General features: G+C 67.0%; 22 protein-coding genes. 11 read left to right on the plus strand and 11 right to left on the minus strand.

The features are described 5' to 3' along the window. Window positions 1–156 precede the first annotated feature (156 nt). A complete protein-coding gene (locus tag ACZ1A1_RS05510) occupies window positions 157–960 on the plus strand; it encodes a DUF2189 domain-containing protein (protein ID WP_313195073.1) in 804 nt (267 codons plus the stop codon). Window positions 961–1,053: 93 nt separating this feature from the next. On the opposite strand, the gene purB is transcribed toward ACZ1A1_RS05510, so the two are convergent. The 5 genes from purB to ACZ1A1_RS05535 form a co-directional block, all read right to left on the minus strand. Then, a complete protein-coding gene (gene purB, locus ACZ1A1_RS05515) occupies window positions 1,054–2,361 on the minus strand; it encodes an adenylosuccinate lyase (RefSeq protein WP_463619106.1) in 1,308 nt (435 codons plus the stop codon). Between the two features lie 80 nt (window positions 2,362–2,441). Next, window positions 2,442–3,173 carry a DUF2259 domain-containing protein gene (locus ACZ1A1_RS05520; RefSeq protein WP_463619107.1) on the minus strand — a complete coding sequence of 244 codons (732 nt, stop codon included), beginning with the start codon at window positions 3,171–3,173 and terminating at the stop codon, window positions 2,442–2,444. Further along, on the minus strand, window positions 3,170–3,847 hold the full coding sequence (gene rpe, locus ACZ1A1_RS05525) for a ribulose-phosphate 3-epimerase (RefSeq protein WP_463619108.1): 678 nt from the start codon (window positions 3,845–3,847) through the stop codon (window positions 3,170–3,172). Before rpe ends, ACZ1A1_RS05520 begins: the two co-directional genes overlap by 4 nt. Before the next feature lie 67 nt (window positions 3,848–3,914). After that, the gene (locus tag ACZ1A1_RS05530; protein WP_463619109.1) at window positions 3,915–4,919 is read right to left on the minus strand and encodes a P1 family peptidase; all 1,005 of its coding nucleotides are present in this window, start codon (window positions 4,917–4,919) and stop codon (window positions 3,915–3,917) included. Next, entirely contained in the window at window positions 4,916–5,992 is a 1,077-nt protein-coding gene (locus ACZ1A1_RS05535) for an ABC transporter substrate-binding protein (protein WP_463619110.1), read from the minus strand. The genes ACZ1A1_RS05530 and ACZ1A1_RS05535 overlap by 4 nt, the downstream gene beginning before the upstream one ends. Window positions 5,993–6,166: 174 nt before the next feature. Between ACZ1A1_RS05535 and ACZ1A1_RS05540 the strand changes: the two genes are divergently transcribed. From ACZ1A1_RS05540 to ACZ1A1_RS05570, 7 genes are all read left to right on the plus strand, one after another. Beyond that, window positions 6,167–6,661 carry a flavin reductase family protein gene (locus ACZ1A1_RS05540; protein WP_409530042.1) on the plus strand — a complete coding sequence of 165 codons (495 nt, stop codon included), beginning with the start codon at window positions 6,167–6,169 and terminating at the stop codon, window positions 6,659–6,661. A 78-nt stretch (window positions 6,662–6,739) separates the two neighbouring features. After that, window positions 6,740–7,615 carry an AAA family ATPase gene (locus ACZ1A1_RS05545; RefSeq protein ID WP_463619524.1) on the plus strand — a complete coding sequence of 292 codons (876 nt, stop codon included), beginning with the start codon at window positions 6,740–6,742 and terminating at the stop codon, window positions 7,613–7,615. 2 nt (window positions 7,616–7,617) lie between these two features. Then, a complete protein-coding gene (locus tag ACZ1A1_RS05550; RefSeq protein WP_463619111.1) occupies window positions 7,618–8,844 on the plus strand; it encodes a vWA domain-containing protein in 1,227 nt (408 codons plus the stop codon). A gap of 18 nt (window positions 8,845–8,862) precedes the next feature. Then, window positions 8,863–9,189: an XdhC family protein gene (locus ACZ1A1_RS05555; RefSeq protein WP_463619112.1), complete on the plus strand. Its 327-nt coding sequence runs from the start codon at window positions 8,863–8,865 to the stop codon at window positions 9,187–9,189. Next, window positions 9,189–9,887 (plus strand): XdhC family protein, encoded by a 699-nt coding sequence (locus tag ACZ1A1_RS05560; RefSeq protein WP_463619114.1) that lies wholly within the window; start codon window positions 9,189–9,191, stop codon window positions 9,885–9,887. Before ACZ1A1_RS05555 ends, ACZ1A1_RS05560 begins: the two co-directional genes overlap by 1 nt. After that, window positions 9,884–11,494 carry an NTP transferase domain-containing protein gene (locus tag ACZ1A1_RS05565; protein ID WP_463619115.1) on the plus strand — a complete coding sequence of 537 codons (1,611 nt, stop codon included), beginning with the start codon at window positions 9,884–9,886 and terminating at the stop codon, window positions 11,492–11,494. The genes ACZ1A1_RS05560 and ACZ1A1_RS05565 overlap by 4 nt, the downstream gene beginning before the upstream one ends. A gap of 2 nt (window positions 11,495–11,496) precedes the next feature. Next, window positions 11,497–11,814: a TfoX/Sxy family protein gene (locus ACZ1A1_RS05570; RefSeq protein WP_463619116.1), complete on the plus strand. Its 318-nt coding sequence runs from the start codon at window positions 11,497–11,499 to the stop codon at window positions 11,812–11,814. On the opposite strand, the gene ACZ1A1_RS05575 is transcribed toward ACZ1A1_RS05570, so the two are convergent. From ACZ1A1_RS05575 to bcp, 5 genes are all read right to left on the minus strand, one after another. After that, window positions 11,787–12,224 (minus strand): NUDIX domain-containing protein, encoded by a 438-nt coding sequence (locus ACZ1A1_RS05575; protein ID WP_463619117.1) that lies wholly within the window; start codon window positions 12,222–12,224, stop codon window positions 11,787–11,789. The genes ACZ1A1_RS05570 and ACZ1A1_RS05575 overlap by 28 nt on opposite strands. An 8-nt stretch (window positions 12,225–12,232) precedes the next feature. After that, window positions 12,233–13,732: a DEAD/DEAH box helicase gene (locus tag ACZ1A1_RS05580; RefSeq protein WP_463619118.1), complete on the minus strand. Its 1,500-nt coding sequence runs from the start codon at window positions 13,730–13,732 to the stop codon at window positions 12,233–12,235. 193 nt (window positions 13,733–13,925) lie between these two features. Further along, complete coding sequence (locus tag ACZ1A1_RS05585; protein ID WP_463619119.1) at window positions 13,926–15,206, minus strand: peptidoglycan DD-metalloendopeptidase family protein; 1,281 nt, start codon at window positions 15,204–15,206, stop codon at window positions 13,926–13,928. Window positions 15,207–15,302: 96 nt separating this feature from the next. Next, entirely contained in the window at window positions 15,303–16,130 is an 828-nt protein-coding gene (locus ACZ1A1_RS05590) for a ferritin-like domain-containing protein (protein WP_463619120.1), read from the minus strand. A gap of 22 nt (window positions 16,131–16,152) precedes the next feature. Beyond that, window positions 16,153–16,620 carry a thioredoxin-dependent thiol peroxidase gene (gene bcp / locus ACZ1A1_RS05595; RefSeq protein ID WP_463619121.1) on the minus strand — a complete coding sequence of 156 codons (468 nt, stop codon included), beginning with the start codon at window positions 16,618–16,620 and terminating at the stop codon, window positions 16,153–16,155. Between the two features lie 150 nt (window positions 16,621–16,770). On the opposite strand from bcp, the gene ACZ1A1_RS05600 reads away from it, so the two are divergent. Beyond that, window positions 16,771–20,163, plus strand: a complete 3,393-nt coding sequence (locus ACZ1A1_RS05600; RefSeq protein ID WP_463619122.1) for a YhdP family protein — start codon at window positions 16,771–16,773, stop codon at window positions 20,161–20,163. 47 nt (window positions 20,164–20,210) lie between these two features. Here ACZ1A1_RS05600 and tyrS read toward each other — a convergent pair whose 3' ends face one another. Then, window positions 20,211–21,464 (minus strand): tyrosine--tRNA ligase, encoded by a 1,254-nt coding sequence (tyrS, locus tag ACZ1A1_RS05605; protein WP_463619123.1) that lies wholly within the window; start codon window positions 21,462–21,464, stop codon window positions 20,211–20,213. A 91-nt stretch (window positions 21,465–21,555) separates the two neighbouring features. On the opposite strand from tyrS, the gene ACZ1A1_RS05610 reads away from it, so the two are divergent. Both ACZ1A1_RS05610 and ACZ1A1_RS05615 read left to right on the plus strand, forming a co-directional pair. Next, window positions 21,556–22,689 (plus strand): anhydro-N-acetylmuramic acid kinase, encoded by a 1,134-nt coding sequence (locus tag ACZ1A1_RS05610; protein WP_463619124.1) that lies wholly within the window; start codon window positions 21,556–21,558, stop codon window positions 22,687–22,689. Between the two features lie 90 nt (window positions 22,690–22,779). Next, window positions 22,780–23,958 carry a GGDEF domain-containing protein gene (locus ACZ1A1_RS05615; RefSeq protein WP_463619125.1) on the plus strand — a complete coding sequence of 393 codons (1,179 nt, stop codon included), beginning with the start codon at window positions 22,780–22,782 and terminating at the stop codon, window positions 23,956–23,958. The last annotated feature ends 49 nt before the right edge of the window (window positions 23,959–24,007 follow it).

Consider the following 24,007-nt stretch of genomic DNA (forward strand, 5'->3'; position numbering starts at 1 on the left):
GTTCACGAAGTGCTGAAGTCAAGGGGGCGGGACAAAACGGCCCTCCGGGTGTATGATTCGCGGTCTTCAATGCCAGTCACGGCCTGCCGTGGTGGCGGACGATTGCCCTCCACTTGGTGCGCCATTGACGGTTTCCAACCGGCAAGGAGGAGTATCATGGCGAGCTTTCATGTCATGGCCGGCCCAGGCGAGATGGTCGCCCGTCCGGCAATCCGGCGGATCGGCTTCAACGACATAAGGGACGCGCTCATGCGCGGCTTCGACGATTTTCGCGCCAAGCCGTCGCATTACGTCTTCCTCAGCCTCATCTATCCGATCTGCGGCGTGGTGCTCGTCACCTGGAGTTCCGGGGCCAACATGCTGCCGCTGATCTTTCCGCTGGTGGCGGGCTTCGCGCTGCTCGGGCCGTTCTTCGCCATCGGCCTCTACGAGATCAGCCGCCGGCGCGAGCGGGGCATGGATGCGTCGTGGCTGCATGCGCTGGAGGTTCGCCATTCGCCGGCCCTGCCGTCGATCCTCGCCCTGGGCGCGATGCTGATGGTGCTCTTCGTGGCCTGGCTCGTCTTCGCGCAGATGCTCTATACCAGCCTCTACGGGGCGGAGCCGCCGCAATCGCTGGCGCTGTTCCTCGCCTCAGTCTTCGATTCCGAGAACGGGCTGCTCCTGATGCTGGCCGGCAATGCCATCGGTTTCTGCTTCGCACTGGTCGTGCTGGCGACCACCGTCATCGCCTTCCCGATGCTGCTCGACCGGGACGTCGGGGCCGTCGCCGCCGTCGAGACGTCGCTGCGCGCGACGCTGGTCAATCCCGTGCCGATCGCCTGCTGGGGCCTGATCGTCGCGGCGCTGCTGATCGTCGGCACGATCCCGCTCTTCGTCGGGCTTGCCGTGATCATGCCGATCCTCGGCCATGCCACATGGCATCTCTACAGGAAGATCGTCGTCGACGAGAGGTCGTGAAACGGTTCGCGGGCGGAAGCGCCAGGAGGAGAGTGCAAGACCGCCCGTCAGAGGGGAGCGATGGCGCCATTGGCGCCATCGCCTTTTCAGGCCTCAGACCGTGCCGAAGACACGGCGGAAGATCGTGTCGACATGCTTGGTGTGGTAGCCGAGGTCGAATTTCTCGCGGATCGCCTCTTCGGAAAGGGCGGCGCGCACCTCCGCGTCGGCCAGCAGTTCCTCCAGGAAGTCCTTGCCCTGTTCCCAGACCTTCATGGCGTTGCGCTGCACGAGGCGGTAGGCGTCCTCGCGGGAGACGCCGGCTTGCGTAAGGGCAAGCAGAACGCGCTGCGAGTGAACGAGTCCCCGGAACTTGTTGAGATTCTTCAGCATGTTCTCCGGGTAGATCACCAGATTCTCGATGACGCCGGCAAGGCGGTTCAGCGCGAAGTCGAGGGTGATCGTCGTGTCGGGGCCGATGCCGCGCTCGACGCTGGAATGCGAGATGTCGCGCTCGTGCCAGAGCGCCACGTTCTCCATGGCGGGCGTGACGGCCATGCGCACGAGGCGGGCGAGACCCGTCAGGTTCTCGGTCAGCACCGGATTGCGCTTGTGCGGCATGGCGGAGGAGCCCTTCTGGCCCGGCGAGAAGAACTCTTCGGCTTCCAGCACTTCCGTGCGCTGCATGTGGCGGAACTCGACGGCGACGTTCTCGATGGACGAGGCGATGACGCCGAGCGTGGCGAAGAACATGGCGTGGCGGTCGCGCGGGATGACCTGCGTGGAGACCGGCTCCGGCACGAGGCCGAGCTTGGCGCAGACATGCTCTTCCACGCGCGGATCGATATTGGCGAAGGTGCCGACGGCGCCGGAGATCGCGCCGGTGGCGATTTCCGCGCGGGCGGCGACGAGGCGGGCGCGATTGCGATCCATCTCGGCATAGAAGCGGGCGAGCGTCAGGCCCATCGTCGTCGGCTCGGCATGGATGCCGTGGCTGCGGCCGATGCGGATCGTGTCCTTGTGCTCGAAGGCGCGGGCCTTCAGGGCCGCGAGCACGCGGTCCATGTCGGCAAGGAGGATATCGGCGGCGCGCACGAGCTGGATGTTGAAGGTCGTGTCGAGCACGTCGGAAGAGGTCATGCCCTGGTGCACGAAGCGGCTGTCCGGGCCGACGAATTCGGCAAGATGCGTCAGGAAGGCGATGACGTCATGCTTGGTGACGGCCTCGATCTCGTCGATGCGGGCGACGTCGAACTCTGCCTTGCCGCCCTTTTCCCAGATGGTCTCGGCGGCCGATTTCGGGATGACGCCGAGCTCGGCCAGCGCGTCGCAGGCATAGGCCTCGATCTCGAACCAGATGCGGAACTTCGTTTCGGGCGACCAGATGGCGACCATGTCCGGTCGGGAATAGCGAGGGATCATCGGCTCTAGACTTTCCTTGGGAGGGTGGGAATTGCCGCCGCTTTAGCAAAGATGGCCGGCAAGCTCAACGCATGGCGGCCCTACGGGCGGAAGGGCACCGCGATCCAGCGGCCGTCCGCGCCCTCGAAGCCGAAGCTGCGCACGAGGACGAGCGCGACATGGACCGGTTTCACATCGAACGCATTGAAGGTGACCGCGCCGGATATCTGGTAGGAGAAGGCGCAGTTTCGGCTCTCGGGCACGCGCTTGTCCTCGTGCACCAGCGTATCGGCGACGGTCCCGTCGTTCTTGACGAGCTTGAGGCGGAAGCCCTTGATGCCGTCCGGCGCGATGTCGCGGCACCGGTCCGTCATGTCGAGGGCGATGTCCTCGATGGCGAGGGCAAAGGCGCCGCCGACCGTCGGTTCGACGGCGTGCTGGAGATATTCGATGCGCTTCATATCGACATTGCCTTCGCCCATCGGGTTGAAGGCGGCGAGCACGCCGGGATTGGCCAGCACGTCGTACCGGTCGGCGAGCGCCTTCGCCTTGTCGCGGCTTTCCGCGCGCGCCTTGGCGATGCCGGCCGCTTCGTCGTCGATGCGCACGCGGATCGGCGTGCCGGGAAGGTAGGCGTCCTTTTCCGTGTCGATGAAATAGACATTGGAATAGGGAAAGCCCGAGCCGTCCTGGATACCGAATTCCTCGAAGGCGTAGACCTTGCCGTCCGGCGAGAAGCCGAGGGACTGGAAGGTGGAAAAATCGCCCGCCTGCGCGCCCGCCGCCGAAAGGCAGGCCGCAAGGACGATGGCCGCTCTTCCCGAGATCGTCACGCCCGCGCACCCTCCGCATTGCCGCGCAGGGCCTCGACGGTCTTGCGGTAGGCCTCGACATGGCCGCCGCCGAAGATGGCGGAGCCCGCGACGAAGACATTGGCGCCGGCCGAGGCGGGAAGGGCGATCGTATCGACGGTGATGCCGCCGTCGACCTGCAGCTCGATCGGCCGCTCGCCGATCATGGCACGCACGCGGCGGATCTTCTCTTCCATCGCCGGGATGAATTTCTGGCCGCCGAAGCCGGGATTGACGGTCATCACGAGGACGAGGTCGATCTTGTCGAGGAGATAGTCGAGCACGCTTTCGGGCGTCGCCGGGTTGATCGCCACGCCCGCGCGCTTGCCGAGCGCCCGGATCGCCTGAAGCGAACGGTCGAGATGCGGGCCGGCCTCGGCGTGGACCGTGATGCCGTCGCAGCCCGCCTTGGCGAAGGCTTCGAGATAGGGATCGGCGGGGGCGATCATCAGGTGGCAGTCGAAGAAGGCGTCGGTATGCGGGCGCAGCGCCTTGATGACATCCGGGCCGAAGGAGATGTTCGGCACGAAATGGCCGTCCATGATGTCGAGATGGATCCAGTCCGCCCCGGCCGCGACGACGTCGCGCACTTCCTGGCCCAGGTTGGCGTAGTCGGCGGCGAGGATGGAGGGCGCGATCCGGATGGGAAGGGTCATGTCAGGCTCCTGGGCGAGAAATCTGGCGTCGCCATACCATTCCCGGCAGGGCCGAACAACGGGCGAATTACCGCGCGGTCCACGTCGCCATCACGTCGCCCGGCATCGCCGCCGCGTCGTGCACGCCGCGCGCGATGGCGCGGGCCATGGTGGAGGCGGCCGCGGCGCAGAGGTCGATGAAGTCGGCCGCCGCCGGCGCGCGGCCGCTCCTGCCGGTCGCGAGCGCGAAGACGAGGTCGCCGTCGAGCGGCGTATGCGCCGGCCATAGCGCGCGGGCAAAGCCGTCATGGGCGGCGATGGCGAGGCGCTTGGCCTCCGCCTTCGTCAGCACCGCATCCGTGGCGATGACGGCGATGGTGGTGTTCTCCACGCCGGCCGGCCGTGGCGACAGTTTCGTGCGCGGGATGCGCGCATCGGCGGGGAACGGGGCGGGGAGGCCGAGCCCGCCGAACTCGCCGTCCTCCTCGAAGGGCGCCGCCCAGAAATGCCGCGTGTTCCCGACGGTGGCCGAGCCGAGCGCGTTGACCGCAACCAGCGCGCCGACCGTGACGCCGTTTTCCAGCACGCTGGAAGCCGAGCCGAGGCCGCCCTTGAAGGTCGCCGTCAGGGCGCCGGTGCCGGCCCCGGCGCTGCCGGTCTCGAAGGTCTCGCCCGCATTGGCAAGCGCCTGGTAGCCGAGTTCGCGATAGGGCGGGTAGCGGCCCCAGTCCTTGTCGCCGCCGTTCATGAGGTCGAAGAGGATGGCGGCGGGGACGATGGGCACGCGATGGGGACCGACGGCAAAGCCGCGCCCCGCCTCGCGCAGGCCCGCCTGCACGCCCGAGGCGGCATCGAGGCCGAAGGCCGAGCCGCCGGACAGCACCAGCGCATCGACCGTCTGGACCGTGTTGTGCGGCTCCAGAAGGTCCGTCTCGCGCGTGCCCGGCGCGCCGCCGAGCACCTGCACGGCCGCCGTCGCGGGCTCCTCGCAGAGCACGACCGTGACGCCGGAGCGCAGGACGTGGTCGGTAGCGTTGCCGACCGTGAGGCCCGCAACGTCGGTGATGAGGTTTCGCGGGCCGGGCGTCATCACTCGCTCTCCGCCGCCTTGTCCACTGGCACGAAGGCGCCGGCGCGCCAGACGAGCAGGCGGTAGGGATTTTCCTTCAATTCGTGATCGGCTCCGAAGGCAATCGTGCCGATGGCCGTCGCGAAGCTGTCGGCGGCAAGCTTCTGCGTGAGATCGCCGCCCCCGGCGGCAGCCGTCGCCAGTACCGTGACGGCGGCATGGGCGGGCAGCACATAGCCTTCCGCGACGATATCCTTTTCCGCCATCGCCGCGGCGACCGGCGCGCCCTCCGGCAGGGACCCGTAGTCGGGCAGGGCGATGGCCTCCACGCCGTCCGTCATCGGTACGACGGGATCGGCGCCGACCAGCGCCTCGCCGCCGAGAAGGGCGAGCGGCTTCTTCTCGGCTTTCGCATCGCGCGCGATGACGGCGACGTCCGTTCGGTCGCCGCCGACGAAGACATGGGTGGCGCCGGTCTTGGCGAGGCGGCGGACGAGCGCGAGCTGCTGCTCCTGTGCCGGGCGGTAGGTATCGACGAACGTCGCCTTCATGCCGACCTCCTCCAGCCGCAGCCGCACGGCCTCGACCAGCTCGCGGGCGTGGATCGTGCCGTCGTCGATGAGGGCGAAGGATTCGGCTTTCCAGTCGCGGGTGATGACCTCCACCGCCTTGTCCGCTTCCGCCTTCGGGCCGGGGGCGAGGCGGAAGAGCGGCCATTTCTTCTTCAGCGCATCCTCCATGAGGATGCCGGAGCGGACGGAAAGCGTGACGGCCGGTACATTCGCCTCGGCGAGCGCGGGCAGCGAGGCGGCAAGCCCCTCCGAGCAGAGGAAGCCGACGGCGGCCGTCGCGTCGGCCGCTAGGATTGCCTTGGCGATGCCGGCTCCATCCGTCTCGTCACAGGCCTCCGCGATCTCGACGACCGTGTCGCCGTTCGCCTCGGCGGCAAAGCGCGCGCCGTCGCGGACCTGCTGGCCGAGAATGGCGAGCGGCCCATCCTTCGGCGCGACGACGGCGAAGGTGAGGCCGGCGGCGGCTGCCGGCGCGCCGGCAAGCACGGACGCTGCGAAGAGGCTGGCAAGGGCGGCGGTCTTCATTCTCAATCCATGGATCGCGATCCCGCCCTTTGTAAGGATCGGGCCCCGGGCGTCAAAGGGAATTATCGTTCCGGGATCCGCTTTGTCTCTGGCGGGACAGGAATTTTCGGCGCCGGGGGTTACATTTTTCTTCACTTTCGCCATGTATCTCATGTGTCAAAGGAGAATGCTGTGTTGGACAGGTTGGTGGTGGATTCGTCACTCTACAGGGATGCCATGAGCCGCTATGCCGGCCATGTGCAGATCGTGACGACCGCGCACGAGGGCGAGAAGCGCGGCGTGACCATCACCGCCGCCTGCTCGGTATCGGACAATCCGCCCATGCTGCTCGCCTGCGTCAACGCTTCCAACCCCAAGAACGCGATCTTCGAGAAGAGCGGCCGCTTCGCGCTGAACACGCTCTCCGCCGACCAGATCGAGCTTGCCAATGCCTTTTCCGGCCGCGACCCCGCGATGACGTCCGAACAGCGTTTTGCCATGGGCAACTGGCAGGAGCTGGTGACGGGTGCACCGGTGCTGAAGGATGCGCTCGCCGCCTTCGATTGCCGGGTCGTCGAATTCAAGGTGATGGCCACCCATATGGTGCTCATCGGCGAGGTGATGGGCATCTCCTTCGGCGAGCACAAACCGGCGCTTCTCTATATGGACCGGGGCTACCGCGCGCTATAAGTTCATCCTCCGGAATGGAGGAACGGCGTGCCTTATCGACGCGGACAGATCCCGCAATCCATCGACGAAACCGTGGAGATGCTGGCGGCGGGGGACTACCTTGCCGGCCGTTCGCTGGCGACCGTGCTGTTCCTCTCGCTGCGCATGAAGCGGCCGCTCTTCCTCGAAGGCGAGGCCGGTGTCGGCAAGACGGAGATCGCCAAGGTTCTGGCTTCCGCGCTCGACCGGCCGCTGATCCGCCTGCAATGCTACGAAGGGCTCGACATCTCCTCGGCGGTCTATGAGTGGAACTATCCGGCGCAGATGCTGGAGATCCGCCTTGCCGAAGCCTCCGGCACCACGGACCGTGGCCGCATCGAGGCCGATATCTTCTCCGAGCGCTACCTGATCCGCCGCCCGGTGCTCCAGGCGCTGTCCTCGCCGGACGGCCGCGCGCCCGTTTTCCTCATCGACGAGCTCGACCGCACCGACGAGGCCTTCGAGGCCTTCCTGCTGGAAGTGCTGTCGGATTTCCAGGTGACGGTGCCGGAGCTCGGCACGATCCGCGCCGCCGAACCGCCCATCGTCATCATCACGACGAACCGCACGCGCGAGGTGCACGACGCGCTGAAGCGGCGCTGTCTCTATCACTGGGTCGATTATCCAGACGCCGCACAGGAGCTGGAGATCATCCGTCGCAAGGTACCGGGCTGCAACGCAGCGCTCTCGCAGCAGGTCGTCGCCTATGTCCAGAAGCTGCGCGGACTCGATCTCTTCAAGAATCCCGGCGTCGCCGAGACCATCGACTGGGCGACGGCCCTCACCGAGCTCGACCGGGTGGCGCTCGACCCGAAAACGGTTTCCGACACGCTGGGTACGCTGCTCAAATACCAGGACGACATCGCCCGCATCGAGGGCGCGGAGGGCCGCAAGCTGCTCGACGACGTGAAAGCCGATCTGGCGGCGGTGGGTTAGCGATGGCGATCGCGACGGGCAGCGAAATGGACGGGCGGCTCGCCGACAATATCGTGCATTTCGCCCGCGTGCTGCGCAAGGCCGGTCTTCGCATCGGCCCGGCGGCGGTGACGGACGCCATCGAGGCGGTGGAGGCCATCGGCATCGGCGAGCGTGAGGAATTCTACACCGCGCTCCATGCCACGCTCGTCAAGCGCCACGAGGACGACGCGGTCTTCGACGAGGCGTTCCGCCTGTTCTGGCGCTCGCGCGATCTCGTCGGCAAGATGATCGCGCTGATGTCGCCCGTCGTGACCCGGCACGAGAAGCGGGAAAAGCGCAAGGCGGGAGAAACCCGCGTCTCAAACGCCTTGTTCGGCGAGCAGGAGGACCGGCGCAGGGAGCACGACGAGCCGGATATCGAGATCGACGCCCGCTTCACCGCCTCTGGCAGCGAGCGCCTGCGCAGGACGGATTTCGCGCAGATGACATCCGCCGAGCTTGCCGCGGCGAAACGGGCGATTTCCGATCTTGTCCTGCCGATGGACGAGGTGCGCACGCGCCGCTTCCGCCGCAGCAACCGTCCCGTCGCCATCGATGCCCGCGCCACCATGCGCCACGCCATGCGCACCGGCGGCGCGCTGATCCTGCCCCGCCACCGCGAACCGAAGACGGTGCATCCGCCGCTCGTCGTGCTGGCCGACATTTCCGGCTCGATGAGCCAGTACACGCGCATCTTCCTGCATTTCCTGCATGCGCTCGGCGAGAACCGCCGCCGTGTCCACGCCTTCCTGTTCGGCACGCGGCTCAGCAATGTCACGCGCCAGATGCGCCACCGCGATCCCGACCTTGCCGTGGAGGCCTGCAGCCAGTCGGTGAACGACTGGTCCGGCGGCACGCGCATCGGCGAGACGCTGAAGGAGTTCAACCGGCTCTGGTCGCGCCGCGTGCTGGGGCAGGGCGCCGTCGTGCTGCTCATCACCGACGGGCTGGAGCGCGAGGGCATCGAACTGCTGGAAAAGGAGATGGACCGGCTGCACCGCTCCTGCCGGCGGCTCGTCTGGCTCAATCCGCTCCTGCGCTTCGAAGGATTCGAGGCGCGGGCGCGCGGGGTGCGGGCGATGCTGCCGCATGTGGACGAATTGCGCCCGGTGCACAATCTGGAGGCCATGGCGGACCTGGTGGCGGCGCTTTCGTGCGAGGTGCGGGACCGCTCCGGCGATCCGCGCCGCTTCCTGCCGGCGGCGTGAGGCAATGAGGAGGAGAAAATGGATGCGAAGGATGTGCTCGATTCGCTGACGATCGCCGAGCGCTGGATGGACGACGGACGCATGGTGGCGCTCGCGACCGTGGTCGAGACCTGGGGCTCGGCCCCGCGCCCCGCCGGCAGCCATCTCGTCATCGACGGCGAGGGCAATTTTCATGGCTCCGTCTCCGGCGGCTGCGTGGAGGGCGCGGTCATCGGCGAGGCGATGGAAGTGATAGGCGACGGCGAGCCGCGCATGCTGGAATTCGGCGTTGCCGACGAGACCGCATGGCGCGTCGGCCTTTCCTGCGGCGGGCGCATCCGCGTCTATGTGGAACGGGTGGGCTGATGGACCCCTATCTCCTGCGCAAGCTGAACAAAGAACGCGCCGCGCGCCGCGCTGTCATCCACCTGACGGATCTCGGCGACGGGCGCGACCGGGTGATCCGCGAGGGCGATCCCGTCGCCGGGCCGCTCGGCGAGGCCGTCGCCGCCGCCTTCCGCTCCGGCCGGTCCGGCGTGGTGGAGGCGGAGGACCGGAAATTCTTCCTCAACGTCCACCTGCCGCCCGCCCGCATCGTCGTCATCGGCGCGGTCCATATCAGCCAGGCGCTGGCGCAGATGGCGAAGATCACGGGCTTCGACGTCCTGATCATCGATCCGCGCACGGCCTTCGCCACGGAGGAGCGCTTTGCCGGCATCGATCTCGTCGCGGACTGGCCGGAGGATGTGCTGAAGACCCGCCCGCTCGATGCCTATACGGCGCTCGCCGCCGTCACGCACGATCCGAAGATCGACGATTTTCCGCTGTCGCAGGCGCTTTCCATCGGCTGCTTCTATGTCGGCGCGCTCGGCAGCCGGAAGACCCACGCCAGGCGCGTCGAGCGACTGAAAGCGCTGGGGCATGGCGAGGCGGAGATCGCGACGATCTCGGCGCCCATCGGCCTCGACATCGGCGCGGCTAGCCCGGCGGAGATCGCCGTCGCGATCCTCGCCGACATCGTCGCACATCTGCGCCGCCGCCCGTTGCGCGAGGCCATGCCATGATCTTCGGGGAGGTGCCGGTCGGGGAAGCGGTCGGCGCGCGGCTGGCGCATGGCGTGCGCGTGGAGGGCCTGTCGCTGCACAAGGGCCGCATCCTGACGGAGGAGGACCGCGCGGCGCTGGCCGGAGCGGGGATTTCGACCGTCATCGCCGTTCGGCTCGAACCGGGCGATATCGGCGAGGACGAGGCGGCGGCGCTGATCGCCGCAGCCATCCCGCCGGACCATCTCGCCTTCACGCCGCCGGCGACCGGCCGGATCAATCTCCATGCGCAGGCCAACGGTCTTTTCGTTGCCGACCGTGCGGCGGTCGACCGCTTCAACCGCATCGATCCGGCGATCACGCTGGCAACCCTGCCGGATCACGCCAGCATCGCGGCCGGCGACATGGTGGCGACGATCAAGATCATTCCACTCGCCGTGCCCGGCGCACTCGCCCGCGCGGCCGCGGCGGTCCTTGCATCGAGCCGGGCGCTGGAGGTGAAGCCCTTCGCGGTTCATCGGGTGGGCGTCGTCGCGACGGAGCTGCCGTCCCTCAAGCCCTCGGTAATGGACAAGACGCGGCGGCTCTTCGAGCAACGCCTTTCTCCCTCCGGTAGCCGGCTGACCGACGAGATACGCGTGCCGCACCGGGCCGATGCGGTAGCCGAGGCCATTCGCCGCGCGGTGCCGGAAAACGACCTCGTCGTCGTCTTCGGCGCCTCGGCGGTGACCGATGCCAATGACGTGATTCCCGCCGCGATCCTCGCGGCCGGCGGCGTGGTCGAGCATGTCGGCATGCCCGTCGATCCGGGCAATCTCCTCGTTCTCGGGCGCATCGGGGCGGTGCCGGTACTCGGCGCGCCGGGCTGCGCGCGCAGTCCCAGGGAGAACGGCTTCGACTGGGTGCTCGCTCGCATCTTCGCCGGCGAGAAGCCCGGCCCGTGGGAGATCACCGGCATGGGCGTCGGCGGGCTTCTGGCCGAAATCCCGAGCCGGCCCCAGCCGCGCGATATCCGCATGTCAGAGCGCCCGCTCTCCGTCGCCGCGCTCGTGCTGGCGGCGGGCCGCGCCAGCCGCATGCAGGGCAGCCACAAGCTGCTCGCCGCCTTCGAGGGCAAGGCGCTCGTCCGCCGCTCGGTGGAGGCGGCGCTCGCGGCAAGGCCGTCGCGCGTGCTCGTGGTGACGGGGCACCGGGCGGAGGAGATCGAGGCGGAGCTCGCCGGCCTCGAGGTCGATATCGTCCGCAATCCCGACCATGCTCAGGGCATGTCGACCTCGCTGCGCGCCGGCATCTCTTCGGTCGGCCCCGGCTGCGACGGCGTCGTGGTGATGCTGGCCGACATGCCGCATGTCACCGGCGCGGATGTGCGCCGCCTGCTCGACGCCTTCGCGGCGGCCGGCGGCCATGCCATCGTGCGGGCGGTGTCGGGTGGCAAGCGCGGCAATCCCGTCGTGCTGCCGCGTTCCACCTTCGCCGCCATCCTGCAGCTCGAAGGCGATGTCGGTGCCCGCCATATCGTCGAGAGCGCCGGGCTCGATGTGGTGGACGTGGAGATCGGCGAGGCGGCGCATATCGACGTCGACACGCCGGAGGCGGTGGTCGCGGCGGGCGGCGTTCTGAGGGATTAGCGATGGACCGGGACGAGATCGAGGAAATGTTCGAGGCGCTCGGGCCGGTGACGATCCGGCGCATGTTCGGCGGCAAGGGCATCTATCATGCGGGCCGCATCCTCGCGCTGGAGGTGGATGGCGAGATCCTCCTGAAGGCGGATGCAGAAAGCGGGCCGGATTTCGAAGCCGCCGGCAGCCGGCAATGGTCCTACGAGGGCAGGAGCGGCAAGCCGGTGAAGATGCCCTACTGGTCGATCCCGGACGAGGCCTTCGACGATCCGGACGAGATGGCCGTCTGGGTGCGCCGGGCCTACGAGGCGGCGCTGCGGGCGAAGTGACGCGCGCCGAGCGCCTTGACGGCATCGGCGGCGAAGCGCGAGAGCGGCGCGGGCAGGGCGTCGATCGGGAACCAGCCGAATTCGGGCAGCTTCTCCGGCTCCATGACGCGCGCCTCGCCCGCGAAATCCTCCGTTACGTAGATGAGCGAAACCCAGTGCTGGCGCTCATCCGCGATGATCTGCTCGGAAAGGCACAAGAACTCGACGGCGCCGATGGAAAGGCCCGATTCCTCCTCGGCCTCGCGGCGGGCGCTGTCGACGGCGTGCTCCATGTGGTCGACCTTGCCGCCGACGATGTTCCACGCGCCGGCTTCGGGCGCGCGAAGGCGCCGGTAGAGCAACAGCTTGCCCTCACGCAAAACAGCCAGGCCACAACCGAGGCCCGGCATGTCGATGCCTGGAATGGACATGGATCGGATCAGGCCTTGCCGGCGATCAGCATGAAGGCCGGGACCTCGTCGCCGAAGCCGAGCGGCGTCGGGCCGTCATCCTCGTCGCGGCGATAACGGTTGCGGCGATCGCGGCTGTCGTCGTTGGCCGGGCGGGGCGCGGCGTGGTTTACGGCCCGCGAATTGCGAGCGGAATTCTGCGGCCGCCCTTCCGCCTTGCGTTCAGCTTTCACGGCTTCCACCTTCTCTTCGGTCTCGCTGGTCTCGATGCGGGTTTCCGCCGCACGGCTTTCGCCCTTGCGGCCGCGGGAACGATCGCGGTCGCGGTCACGACCGCCGCGATCGCGGCCGCCGCGGGGGCGTTCGCGCTCTTCGCTCTCGGCCTGCTGCGGCAGGTCCTCGATGCCGCCGTTCAGCCATTCGATCTTCTGATCGATCAGCTTCTCGATGGCGTCGACGAATTTGCCGTCGCGCTTGGATACCAGGGTGAAGGCGGCGCCCGAGCGGCCGGCACGGCCGGTGCGGCCGATGCGGTGGACATAGTCCTCGGCATGGATCGGGACGTCGAAGTTGAAGACGTGGCTCACGTCCGGAATGTCGAGGCCGCGGGCGGCGACGTCGGAGGCCACGAGGAGCGTGAGCTTGTTTTCCTTGAAGTTGGCGAGCATCGTCGTGCGGGCCCGCTGGTCCATGTCGCCATGCAGCGCGCCGACGGAGAAGCCGTGGCGGTCGAGCGAGCGGAAGAGATCGGCGACGTCGACCTTGCGGTTGCAGAAGATGATGGCGTTCTTCAGGTCGTCCTGCGCGCGGATGAGGTCGCGCAGCGTCGCGCGCTTCTCGTAGTCCTTGCCGTGCGTGGCGACGAGGCGCTGCGTCACGGTCTTGGCGGTGGAGGAGGGCGGCGCCACCTCGATCCGCTCCGGGTTCTGCAGGAAGCGGTCGGCCAGCTTCTGGATCTCCGGCGGCATCGTGGCCGAGAAGAACAGCGTCTGGCGCGTGAAGGGGATGAGCTTGGCGATGCGCTCGATATCCGGGATGAAACCCATGTCGAGCATGCGGTCGGCCTCGTCGATGACGAGGATTTCCACGCCGGTCATCAGCAGCTTGCCGCGCTCGGTATGGTCGAGCAGGCGGCCGGGGGTGCAGATCAGGACGTCCGCGCCGCGCTCCAGCTTGCGGTCCTGCTCGTCGAAGGAGACGCCGCCGATGAGCAGCGCCACGTTGAGCTTGTGATTCTTGCCGTACTTCTCGAAGTTTTCCGCGACCTGCGCGGCGAGTTCGCGCGTCGGTTCGAGGATGAGCGTGCGCGGCATGCGGGCACGGGCACGGCCCTTTTCGAGCAGCGTCAGCATCGGAAGGACGAAGGAGGCGGTCTTGCCGGTGCCCGTCTGGGCAATGCCGAGGATGTCGCGCCGCGCGAGCGCCGGCGGGATGGCGCCAGCCTGGATGGGAGTCGGGATCGTATATCCCGCATCCGTGACGGCGGACAGGACTTTCGGGCTCAGGCCAAGATCAGCAAAAGTGGTCAAAGGGAAAACAGTTTCCGTTCCGGTTCTTGCGAACGCTATGGGTTTCAGCGGCGCAATAGCCGCAAGGATGCAGCGCACATATGCCGAAAGTGCCGGAAAGTCAAGGAAATCAGCGAACTTGGTAAATCCGCGAGTGATTTGAAGCCGATGGCAGACAATTTTGTCATACCGGAGCGCCCGGGCTTGCGCTACGTCAATCCATATAGGTCGTCAGCTTCATGCCTGCGGTGAGGAAGCGCATCGGGTCGACGGCCTTGCCGTTACGGCGCACTTCGTAGTGCACATGCGGGCCGGTGGAGCGGCCCGTCGTGCCGGAAAGACCGACCGGATCGGAGGCTTCCACATGGTCGCCGATCTTGACGAGCACACGGGAAAGGTGCGCGTAGCGGGTCGTCAGGCCATTGCCGTGGTCGATCTCCACCATGTTGCCGTAGCCGCCCGTGCGCCCGGCCACCGTGACCGTGCCGGCGCCGGTGCAATGGACCTCGGTGCCCGTGGCGGCGCGGAAATCTATCCCGGCATGGAGGGCGAGACGGCCGAGGAACGGGTCGGTGCGGTTGCCGAAGCGGCTGGTGATGCTGCTGCCGGGCGCGGGATTGCCGAAGGGCAGCTTGCGCGCGGTGCGGCGGGCCGCATCGAGCCGGTCCAGCGCGGTGTCGAGGTCGCTGATCGATTCCTCGAAGGCATCGCCCGGGCTCATCGGCTCGACGAAGGGGCCGCCGATGGCCGTATCGGCGGATGTATCCGTCGGGATGCCTTCGGCGATGTCGAAGCCGGTGCGGCGCAGGATCTTCTGGATGGCGTTTGCCGTTTCCGAGGCGCCGGCCGTGAGCGACTGGATGCGGTCGAGCTGCTCATGCTCGAGATCCTTCAGCGACAGCGTGACCTTGGAGAACATGCGGTCGGCGTGATCGGCGACCGATTCGCCCGTCGAGGCATAGGCGAGCTGCGTCGTCTTCCGGGGCGCGATGCCCATGATGGCCTCGATCGCACCGGTGGCATCGGCGCGGCGGCCGTCCGTCACCGGCTTCTCGCCGGGAAGGGGCACCGTTTCGCCGCCATCGACGCCGCTGCTTTCGGCGCGGCTCAACAGGGCGTCGAGCTTGCCGTGGCGCTCGGACAGCGCAAGCTGCTGCTGCATCAGCTTCTCGACCTTCTCCTCCACGACCTGCTGGTCGAGGAGCTGGCGGCTGGTGACGCGGTCGACCTGGGCGCGAAGGGCGGAGATGCGGTCCTCGTAGTCGTGCTGCATGCGGGCCTGCCGCGCCATGGTGGCGCCGATCAGGTCGTCGCGCAGGACGAGATAGGAGGTCGCGGCGAGATAGCCGACGGTGAACATGCCGGCAAAGCAGAACGTCACGGCGGCCATCCAGGGACGGATCGTCATGTGGCGGATCTTGTCGCCGCTCGCCAGGATCACGACATGCTGCCGCGCGCGTTTTCCGAAGACGCGGTTTTCAGGACGCTCCGCCACCTAAAACTCCCCGGCCGATTCTCATGGTTCTCGTGCGGGGAATTACACATTGTTAGGGTTAACAAAGCCTTTCCAGGCGGTCTTTCCGCCGCAATATCAACTCTGGCTGACGGAAACGAGCGCCCGGTAGAAGGACGGCGTCAATCCCGCCTCGGCGCGGGCGACATCGTTGAAGGGCGGTTTCAAGGGGCTCCGGAAATTCAGGCGGACAAGCTCCTTGAAGGCGACGGACGGGTCCTTCTTCTCCCGGGCGCAGAGGAAGCGGAACCATTTGGCCCCGACGGCCACATGGCCTTTCTCGTCGTTGTAGATGACGTCGAGGATGTCGGCGCTGGCATGGTCGCCGGTCTCGCGCATCTTCGCCTGCAGGGGCGGCGTCACGTCGAGGCCGCGCGCCTCCAGGATGAGCGGCACCACGGCAAGGCGCGCCGTCAGGTCGTTGCGCGTGTCGTGCGCGGCCTGCCAGAGCCCGTCATGGGCGGGGAGATCGCCATAGTCCGCGCCGAGCTCGCGCAGGCGATCGCGCACGAGCCGGAAATGCTTGGCCTCCTCGAATGCCACCTGCATCCAGCCGTCGAAGAAGGAATGTGGCACCCGCTCCGACGTGAAGCGGGCGACGATGTCGAGCGCGAGGTCCACGGCGTTGAGCTCGATATGGGCGAGGGCATGGAGAAGGGCGATGCGGCCTTTCAACGTGTGCAGCGAGCGCTTCTCCATATGCCTGGGCGGAATGAGCTCCGGCTTTTCCGGGCGGCCCGGCCGGAGCGGCAGTGCGGGATCGCGCGGCGAGCGCATCGAAAGCGTGCGGGCGAACCAGCGCCGGGCGGTCTCCTGCGCCAGCGCCGTCTTCAGGTCGAGGTCGGCCGCAAGGATTGCCGCCCTCGCCCCGCCGCGCAGGCTATCGATATGCGGAAGGTCTGTCATTCCAGTGCCCTGTCTCCGGTTCCTAAAGTTTCCTGGCAGCGTCGAGCACCGCCTCGACATGGCCCTTGACCTTCACCTTCGGCCAGATCTCCGCGATCTTGCCCTCGGCATCGACGAGCACCGTCGTGCGCTCGACGCCCATATAGGTGCGGCCATACATGCTCTTTTCCTTCCACACGCCATAGGCCTCCAGCGTCTCATGGCTCTCGTCGGAAGCGAGCGGGACGGCTAGGTCGTGCTTCTGGACGAACCGGTCGTGCTTCTTCACCGGATCGGGCGAAAGGCCGATGAGCACGACGCCCGCCGCATCGAAATCGGCTTTTGCGGCGGTGAAGTCCTTGGCTTCCATCGTGCAGCCTTCGGTGTTGTCCTTCGGATAGAAGAACAGCACGACCGGGCGGCCGCGGAATTCGGAAAGCGAGATTGTACCGCCACCGTCGCGCGGAAGCGTGAAATCCGGCGCTTCGGCGCCTCGGACGAGTTCTGCCATGGGATTTCCTTTCTTTGGCCGGCTTTTTGAGTCAGGGACACGGCTTCCCGCATATATAGTGACAGGCAGAATCGTCCAGCGGCGAGCAGGCGATGCGCGGCAATTCCATGGGATAACGCGGCGCAGAGGGGCAGAGGAAACAGACGCGAGATGGGAGAAATCCGCGGCGAGAAAGTCGTGTTCCGAAAGCAGGACATCGTTCCGCTGCATGAATTGCCGTCCGCGCAGGCGCATGAGCCCATCGTCCTGCATGCCGTCGAGACGAGCCGCACGGGCATTTTCTGCCGCATCGCCGCGGCGGCCGTCGCGCTCGTGCTGTTCCTCGGCGCGGTCGTCATCGGCCTCGTCGAAATGGGGATTTTCGACAGCACGTTGAATGCCCGCGCCGTCACCGCGCTCAACCAGGCGCTCGGGCCGCGCTACCGGGCCTCGGTCGACCACACGGTCGTGCGGCTTGCCGGCCTCAATGGCTTTGCCCTGAAGGCGGAAGACGCACGCATCATCGAGGTCGAATCGGGCAAGGAGCTGGCGACCACCGATGCCGTCGGCATCGTGCTCGATCCCTGGGCGCTCGCGACGGGCCATGTGGCCGTCTCGCGCCTCGATGTGGACGGCGTGATGTTCAATGCGGCGCTCTTGCCGAAGAGCAAGCCGCTCGACCTTGCCGCGCTGCGTATTTCCGACGTGCCCGATTACCTCGGGACCACCTTCGAGCGGCTGGACGGCATCAATCGCCTCATCGACGTCAACGCCATGCAGGCCGTCAGCATTTCCGAGCTCGGCGCGACCTTCGAGGGACCGGACGGCAAGCCTGTGGTGCTTTCCGTCGCCAACCTGCGGTTCTCCCGCGACGATGCCGGCGTGATGTCCATCGAGGGAACCTTCGAGCTCCAGGGCAAGGAGGGCGAGATCGACCTGAAGGCGGCGACCGGCAACGGGTCCGTGCATGGGCTCGACGGGGCGATCCGCAATATCGCGCTCGGCGACTTCTTCCTCAGCCACAGCCCGGACGGCGAGGTTCATGCCGGCCTCGATACGACGGTGGACCTTGCCGTTCATGCGCGCCGCGAGAGCGAGGGAACGAAGCCGCAGCTGACGATGGACGTGAAGCTCGCCGCCGGCGCGATCTACGGCGACGGCGTCGCCGCCGAGCTGCGGCCCTCCACCGTGCAGGCGATCTACAATTTCGACAAGGGCTCCATCGAGCTCGCCTCGTCGGATGCCGGCGTCGCGCTCTCGCATTTCCCCTTCACGGGTGGCCTGATCGATCTCGACCGCGTGTCCGACACGGCGGACAAGGGCTTCGCCATCGACCTCGTTTTCAGCAATGCGATCAGCCGCCCGGTCGATTCCACCGAGGCGCCGATCCGATTCGACGCCAAGGTGAGCGGCGCCTACCTGCCGGCGGCGAAGAAGCTGCTGTTCAACGAGATGGCCGTTTCGAGCGACAAGGGCAATGTCGCCGGCTCGCTCGCCATGCGCTTTTCCGACCGCGAGCCGGAGGTGAGCTTCGTCATGATCGCCAGCGAGCTTCAATCCGCGGCGGTCAAGCAGTTCTGGCCCTTCTGGATGGGCAAGATGGCGCGCAGCTGGGTGCTGAAGAACATCTACGGCGGCACCATCACCAATGGCCGCATCGAGTTCTATCTCGCCGAGGGCCGCCCGCGCGAGCCGGGCGTGCCGATGCATCTCGACGCGGACGAGTTGAAGATCGATTTCGACATCGAGGGGGCCCGCATGAACATCGCGGGCGATATCCCGCCGCTGCGCGATACGTCCGGCAAGTTCCGCCTGCGCGGCCCGCGCACGGAAATCTCCATCAACGGCGGCACGGCCTATTTCCCCTCGGGCCGTACGGTGGCGCTGACGGGCGGTACCTTCGTGCTGCCGGACAACTATACCAAGCCGCTGATGGCGGACATGGATATCGACGTTTCCGGCGACGCCGACGCCATCGCCGAGCTCGTGACCTACAAGCCGATCCGCGCGCTGCCGGCCACCGGCTTCGTGCCGGAGGATTTCGCCGGTCATGTGAATGCCAAGGTGAAGGCGCATTTCGGCGTCGTCTCCGCGCATAATCCGCCGCCGCCGCAATGGACCGCGGCCCTGACCCTCGACGGCGTGGACGTTCGCAAGCCGATCGCCGGACGCAACGTGACGGGGCTGCGTGGCCTTCTCGGCATCGATCCCAAGGTGGCCAGCCTCGATGCGAAAGCCGATATCGACGGCGTTCCGCTCAATCTCGAACTGGTCGAGCCGGTCGACAAGAAGGCCGGCATCGCGCGCAGGACGGTGCTGACCGGGACGCTCGGCAACAAGGATCGGCGCAAGCTGCTGCCCGGGCTCGACGACGTGATCGAGGGCAATATCGCGGTCCGGCTCGAACAGGAGGGCGACGGTCCGCGCCGGGTCGAGGCCGATGTCGGCGGCGCGGCGGTCTCCATTCCCTGGCTCGGCTGGACGAAGGGCGCGGGCATAGGCGGCAAGGTGACGCTGACGGCCGATACCAGCGACGGGATGACACGGGTTTCCGGCTTCCGCTTTGCCGGCGACGGCTTCAGTGTCTCGGGCGACCTTGCCTTTCGCGGCACGTCGCTGGATTCGGCGAATTTCTCCACCGTCCGCCTTTCCGCCGACGACCGTTTCAGCCTGAAAGTCGACCGCGGCAAGTCCGGCTACCGCGTGCGCGCCGATGGCGAGGCGGCGGACCTGCGCCAGGTGCTGGCGCGGCTGAAGAACCCGGGCGGTGGCAGCGGCGGCGGCGACAAGCAGAATATCAGCGTGGAGGCCAATCTCTCGCGGGTGGTGGGCTTCAACGGCGAAACCCTTTCCGGCGTCAATTTCCGCTATGCGACGGCGGACGACCGCATTTCCGCGGTCGACCTTTCCGCCGTGACGGAGAGCGGCGCGCCGGTGGTGGTGAAGCTCGCCAATAACGGCGCCATCGACATCATCCAGCTGACGAGCGGCGATGCCGGCGCGGTCGCGCGCTTCGCCGATGTCTACGGCCACTTGCGCGACGGGCTTTTGAACGTGCGGCTGAGCCAGCGGACCAACGGCGGCTGGGCGGGCTCGGTCGACATCCGCAATTTCGCCCTTGTCGGCGAGGAGCGGCTGCGCTCGCTCGTCTCCACCCCGGCGGGCGAGAACGGCCGCAGCCTGAACGATGCCGTGCGCCGCGAGATCGACGTCAGCGCGGTGAAATTCTCGCGCGGCTTCGCGCAGGTGCGCGTCGGCGGTGGTACGCTCGCCCTCGACAACGGCGTGGTGCGCGGCGAGACGGTGGGCGCGACCTTCCAGGGGACCGTGCGCGACGCCAACGGCCGGATCGACATGACCGGCACCTTCATGCCGGCCTATGGCCTCAACCGGCTGTTCGCCGAACTGCCGCTGATCGGCATCATTCTCGGCAACGGCAATGACCGCGGCCTGATCGGCATCACCTTCAAGCTCTCCGGCGCCTTCGACAAGCCGAACCTCATCATCAACCCGCTCTCGATCATCGCGCCGGGCGTCTTCCGCAACATCTTCGAGTTCCAATGAAAAAGGCCGCCCGGAGGCGGCCTTGATCGTGGAGCGCGTCCGGCCGCTCAGGCCGGGCGGACGAGAATGTGCTTCTTCTTGCCAAGCGAGAGCTTGATCACGCCGTTGGCGGAAACGTCCGCCGTGCCGATGACGCGGCGCTCGTCGGAAACGGCCGTGTCGTTGATGCGCACGGCGCCGCCCTGGACATGGCGGCGCGCCTCGCCGTTGGAGGCGGCAAGGCCGGCCTTGACGATGAGCGTCAGCAGGCCGATGCCGGCTTCCAGCTCACCGGCCGCGACGTCGATTGACGGCAGGTTTTCGGCGATCGCGCCTTCCTCGAAGGTCTTGCGCGCGGTCTCGGCGGCCTGTTCGGCGGCTTGCCGGCCATGCAGCATCGCCGTCACTTCCGTCGCGAGGATCTTCTTCACCTCGTTGATCTCGGCGCCGCCGAGCGCGGAAAGGCGGGTGATCTCGTCCATCGGCAGCGTGGTGTAGAGCTTCAGGAAGCGCGGAACGTCCGCATCTTCCGTGTTGCGCCAGTACTGCCAGAAATCATAGGCCGAGAGCATTTCCGGGTTCAGCCACACGGCGCCGGAGAGCGACTTGCCCATCTTGGCGCCGGACGCGGTGGTCAGCAGAGGCGAGGTGAGGGCGTAGAGCTGCGGCGTGCCCATGCGGTGGCCGAGGTCGATGCCGTTGACGATGTTGCCCCACTGGTCGGAGCCGCCCATCTGCAGGCGCACGCCGTAGCGCTTGTTCAGCTCCACGAAGTCGTAGGCCTGCAGGATCATGTAGTTGAATTCGAGGAAGGACAGCGACTGCTCGCGCTCGAGGCGCATCTTTACGCTGTCGAAGGAGAGCATGCGGTTGACCGAGAAATGCCGGCCGACGTCGCGCAGGAATTCGAGATAGTTGATGCCGAGCAGCCAGTCGGCATTGTTGATCATCAACGCGTCCTTCGGGCCGTCGCCGTAGGTCAGGTAGTTGGAGAAGACCTTCTTGATGCCGGCGATGTTGGTGCTCAGCGTTTCCGGCGTCAGGAGCTGGCGCGCCTCGTCCTTGAAGGACGGGTCGCCCACCATGCCGGTGCCGCCGCCCATCAGCGAGACCGGGCGGTGGCCGGTCTTCTGGAACCAGTGCAGCATCATGATCTGGATGAGCCCGCCGGCATGGAGACTCGGCGCCGTCGGGTCGAAGCCGATATAGGCCGTCACGGTTTCCTTGGCGAGAAGATCGTCGAGGCCGGTTTCATCGGAAATCTGGTGGATGAAGCCGCGCTCTTTTAGCGTGCGAAGGAAATCGGATTTGAATTCGGACATGGCCTGTCTCTCTGGTGGGATTGTTTCGGCGGGGCGTTTATCACACCTTTAGTGGATTTATCATCTAATAATTGAATTTGGAGGCGATTGGATGAAGGGCATGCGCACAGCGATCGGTTTGATGAGCGGCACGAGCCTCGACGGCATCGACGTGGCGCTGTTGCGCACGGATGGCGAGGCCGTGGTCGAGCGCGGGCCGTCGATGGGACGTTCTTACGACGCCGCCTTCCGCCGCCGGCTGCAAGGCGCGCTGGAAACGGCCAAGGCCATCGGTGAGCGCGGCGAGCGGCCGGGCGATCTGGCCGAGATCGAGCGCGAACTGACCCTTCGTCACGCCGAGGCGGTGCGCGCCTTCCTTGCTGAGAATAATCTGAAGTCCGCCGATATCGACATTGTCGGCTTCCACGGCCAGACGGTGTTGCACCGGCCGAATCTCGGCCTCACCGTGCAACTCGGCGACGGCGATCTGCTGGCCCGCGAGACCGGCATCGACGTGGTCTGCGACATGCGGGCGAACGACATGGCGCATGGCGGGCAGGGCGCACCGCTGATCCCGGCCTATCATGCCGCGCTTGCCACTGGTCTTTCCCGCGCCAGCGGCAAGGCCGTGGTCTTCGTCAATATCGGCGGCATTTCCAACATCACCTTTGTCGGCAGCGGCAGCGAGATCGTCGCCTATGACAGCGGACCGGGCAATACGCTGATCGACCAGTGGGTGGAGGCCCATGCCGGCATTCCCTACGACCAGGGCGGCATGATCGCCTCGGAGGGCCAGGTGGACGCCGGTCTTGCCGAGCGCTACCTCAGCCACGCCTTCTTCACCGACACGGTGCGCCGCTCGCTCGACCGCAACGATTTCCGCCCGCCGGAAGGCGCGGAGGCGAGCCTGGAGGACGGCGCGCGCACGCTGGCGCATGTCACGGCAGCCGCCATCCTGCGCTCCGCCCGCCATCTGCCGGAGCGGCCGAAGCTCTATGTCGTCTGCGGTGGCGGGCGGCTCAATCCGGTCATCATGGACGATCTCGCGGCGCTCGCCGGACCGGAGGGCGCCGAGGTCGTGGCCGCGGAGGCGGTCGATCTCGATGGCGACAGCATGGAGGCGGAAGCCTGGGCCTATCTCGCCGTGCGCTCGCTGCGCGGGCTGCCGCTCACCTTCCCGGGAACCACGGGCGTGACGGCGCCGGTGACGGGCGGCCTTTTGCGGAAAGCAGCCCCTTCCGATTAACGCTTTCTTCGTCGCCGCTCTCTAGCATCCGTCCGATCGTACCGGGGCGTCTCCGCACGATACGGCATCGGTTCTTGCATAAGGTGGCCAATGAACGGCGCGGGCTTCCTGCTGACGGTGAACTTCCTCATCGCGCAGTGTTTCTGCATGTTTTTCCTGGCGGTCTCCGCCAGAAGCCGCAACCGCGTCGCCGCCCGCTGGTTTGCCGGCTGCTTCGCCGTCGCATCCCTGTCGGCCGTCTTCGAATTGCTCGTCGCCTATGTTCCCCCGCTGAAACCCTGGGCGATCCTCGCCTTCGCCTCGATGCTGGGCGGCATGTTCATGCTGCGCGTCGGCATCGGCCATCTTTATGGCCTGAAGACCAATCGGTTTGGCCTTGCCGCCCTGTTCGCCGCCTTCGTGGTGTTCGATTATTTCATCTACGATTTGCCGCGCGGCACCTTGCAGCACGCGCTGCCCTACCAGGCGCCCTTTGCGGTGGCGCTCGGCCTCAGCGCCTTCGCCGCCTGGCGAGCACGAATGAAGTCCTTCGTCGACCGGGCGCTCGTCGTGTTGCTGGCCGCCACCAGCGCGCATTTTCTCCTCAAGGCTTTTGCGGCTGTCTTCGCGGGGGCGGGCAACACGGCGAAGGATTACCTCGCCAGCCAGTTCGCCCTCTGGTCACAGAGCATGGGCGCCGTGCTCATCGTCGCCGTCGGCCTCATGTTGCTCTGCGTGCTCGTGCTGGAGATCGTCGCGGACGAGAAGGTCAATGCCGAGATCGATCCGCTCTCCGGCCTGCTCAACCGCCGCGGCTTCGACAACCGCGTCGATGCGCTTCTGGCGGGGCAGGGACCGCACAGCATCGTGCTCTGCGACCTCGATCGCTTCAAAGCGGTGAACGACACCTACGGCCACCAGGGCGGCGACGCGGCCATCCGCGCCTTCGGCGACATGCTCAGCGCGGCAGCGCCCAAGGGGGCGCTTGCCGCGCGCATCGGCGGCGAGGAGTTCCTCCTGTTCCTGCCGCATACCGGCAAGGAGGCCGCCTTGCTCTTTGCCCATGCGCTGCGCGCGACGCGGGCCGTCTCGCCCGTTCCGGGCCTTCCGGCCGGCATGCGCGTGACGTCCAGCTTCGGTGTCGCCGAGATCGGCGACCGGGAGCCCTTCCGTTTCGCCATGCGCCGGGCCGACGATGCGCTCTATGCCGCCAAGAATGCCGGCCGCGACTGCGTGCGCGAGGCCGAGCCGCCGGCCGTCGTGCTGGAAGTCGTCAAGCGGGCGAACTGACGGCAAGGAAAAAGCCCGGCGGCGGGGCCACCGGGCTCGATATTTTCAG

It is taken from the genome of Shinella sp. R2-11 (genome assembly GCF_055330205.1).

Bases quoted from the DNA above. Each gene is read 5' to 3' on its own strand.
- ACZ1A1_RS05510 (WP_313195073.1), top strand. From the start codon at position 157: ATGGCGAGCTTTCATGTCATGGCCGGCCCAGGCGAGATGGTCGCCCGT.
- purB (WP_463619106.1), bottom strand. From the start codon at position 2,361: ATGATCCCTCGCTATTCCCGACCGGACATGGTCGCCATCTGGTCGCCC.
- rpe (WP_463619108.1), bottom strand. From the start codon at position 3,847: ATGACCCTTCCCATCCGGATCGCGCCCTCCATCCTCGCCGCCGACTAC.
- ACZ1A1_RS05535 (WP_463619110.1), bottom strand. From the start codon at position 5,992: ATGAAGACCGCCGCCCTTGCCAGCCTCTTCGCAGCGTCCGTGCTTGCC.
- ACZ1A1_RS05545 (WP_463619524.1), top strand. From the start codon at position 6,740: ATGCTGGCGGCGGGGGACTACCTTGCCGGCCGTTCGCTGGCGACCGTG.
- ACZ1A1_RS05550 (WP_463619111.1), top strand. From the start codon at position 7,618: ATGGCGATCGCGACGGGCAGCGAAATGGACGGGCGGCTCGCCGACAAT.
- ACZ1A1_RS05555 (WP_463619112.1), top strand. From the start codon at position 8,863: ATGGATGCGAAGGATGTGCTCGATTCGCTGACGATCGCCGAGCGCTGG.
- ACZ1A1_RS05560 (WP_463619114.1), top strand. From the start codon at position 9,189: ATGGACCCCTATCTCCTGCGCAAGCTGAACAAAGAACGCGCCGCGCGC.
- ACZ1A1_RS05565 (WP_463619115.1), top strand. From the start codon at position 9,884: ATGATCTTCGGGGAGGTGCCGGTCGGGGAAGCGGTCGGCGCGCGGCTG.
- ACZ1A1_RS05570 (WP_463619116.1), top strand. From the start codon at position 11,497: ATGGACCGGGACGAGATCGAGGAAATGTTCGAGGCGCTCGGGCCGGTG.
- ACZ1A1_RS05575 (WP_463619117.1), bottom strand. From the start codon at position 12,224: ATGTCCATTCCAGGCATCGACATGCCGGGCCTCGGTTGTGGCCTGGCT.
- ACZ1A1_RS05590 (WP_463619120.1), bottom strand. From the start codon at position 16,130: ATGACAGACCTTCCGCATATCGATAGCCTGCGCGGCGGGGCGAGGGCG.
- bcp (WP_463619121.1), bottom strand. From the start codon at position 16,620: ATGGCAGAACTCGTCCGAGGCGCCGAAGCGCCGGATTTCACGCTTCCG.
- ACZ1A1_RS05600 (WP_463619122.1), top strand. From the start codon at position 16,771: ATGGGAGAAATCCGCGGCGAGAAAGTCGTGTTCCGAAAGCAGGACATC.
- tyrS (WP_463619123.1), bottom strand. From the start codon at position 21,464: ATGTCCGAATTCAAATCCGATTTCCTTCGCACGCTAAAAGAGCGCGGC.
- ACZ1A1_RS05610 (WP_463619124.1), top strand. From the start codon at position 21,556: ATGAAGGGCATGCGCACAGCGATCGGTTTGATGAGCGGCACGAGCCTC.
- ACZ1A1_RS05615 (WP_463619125.1), top strand. From the start codon at position 22,780: ATGAACGGCGCGGGCTTCCTGCTGACGGTGAACTTCCTCATCGCGCAG.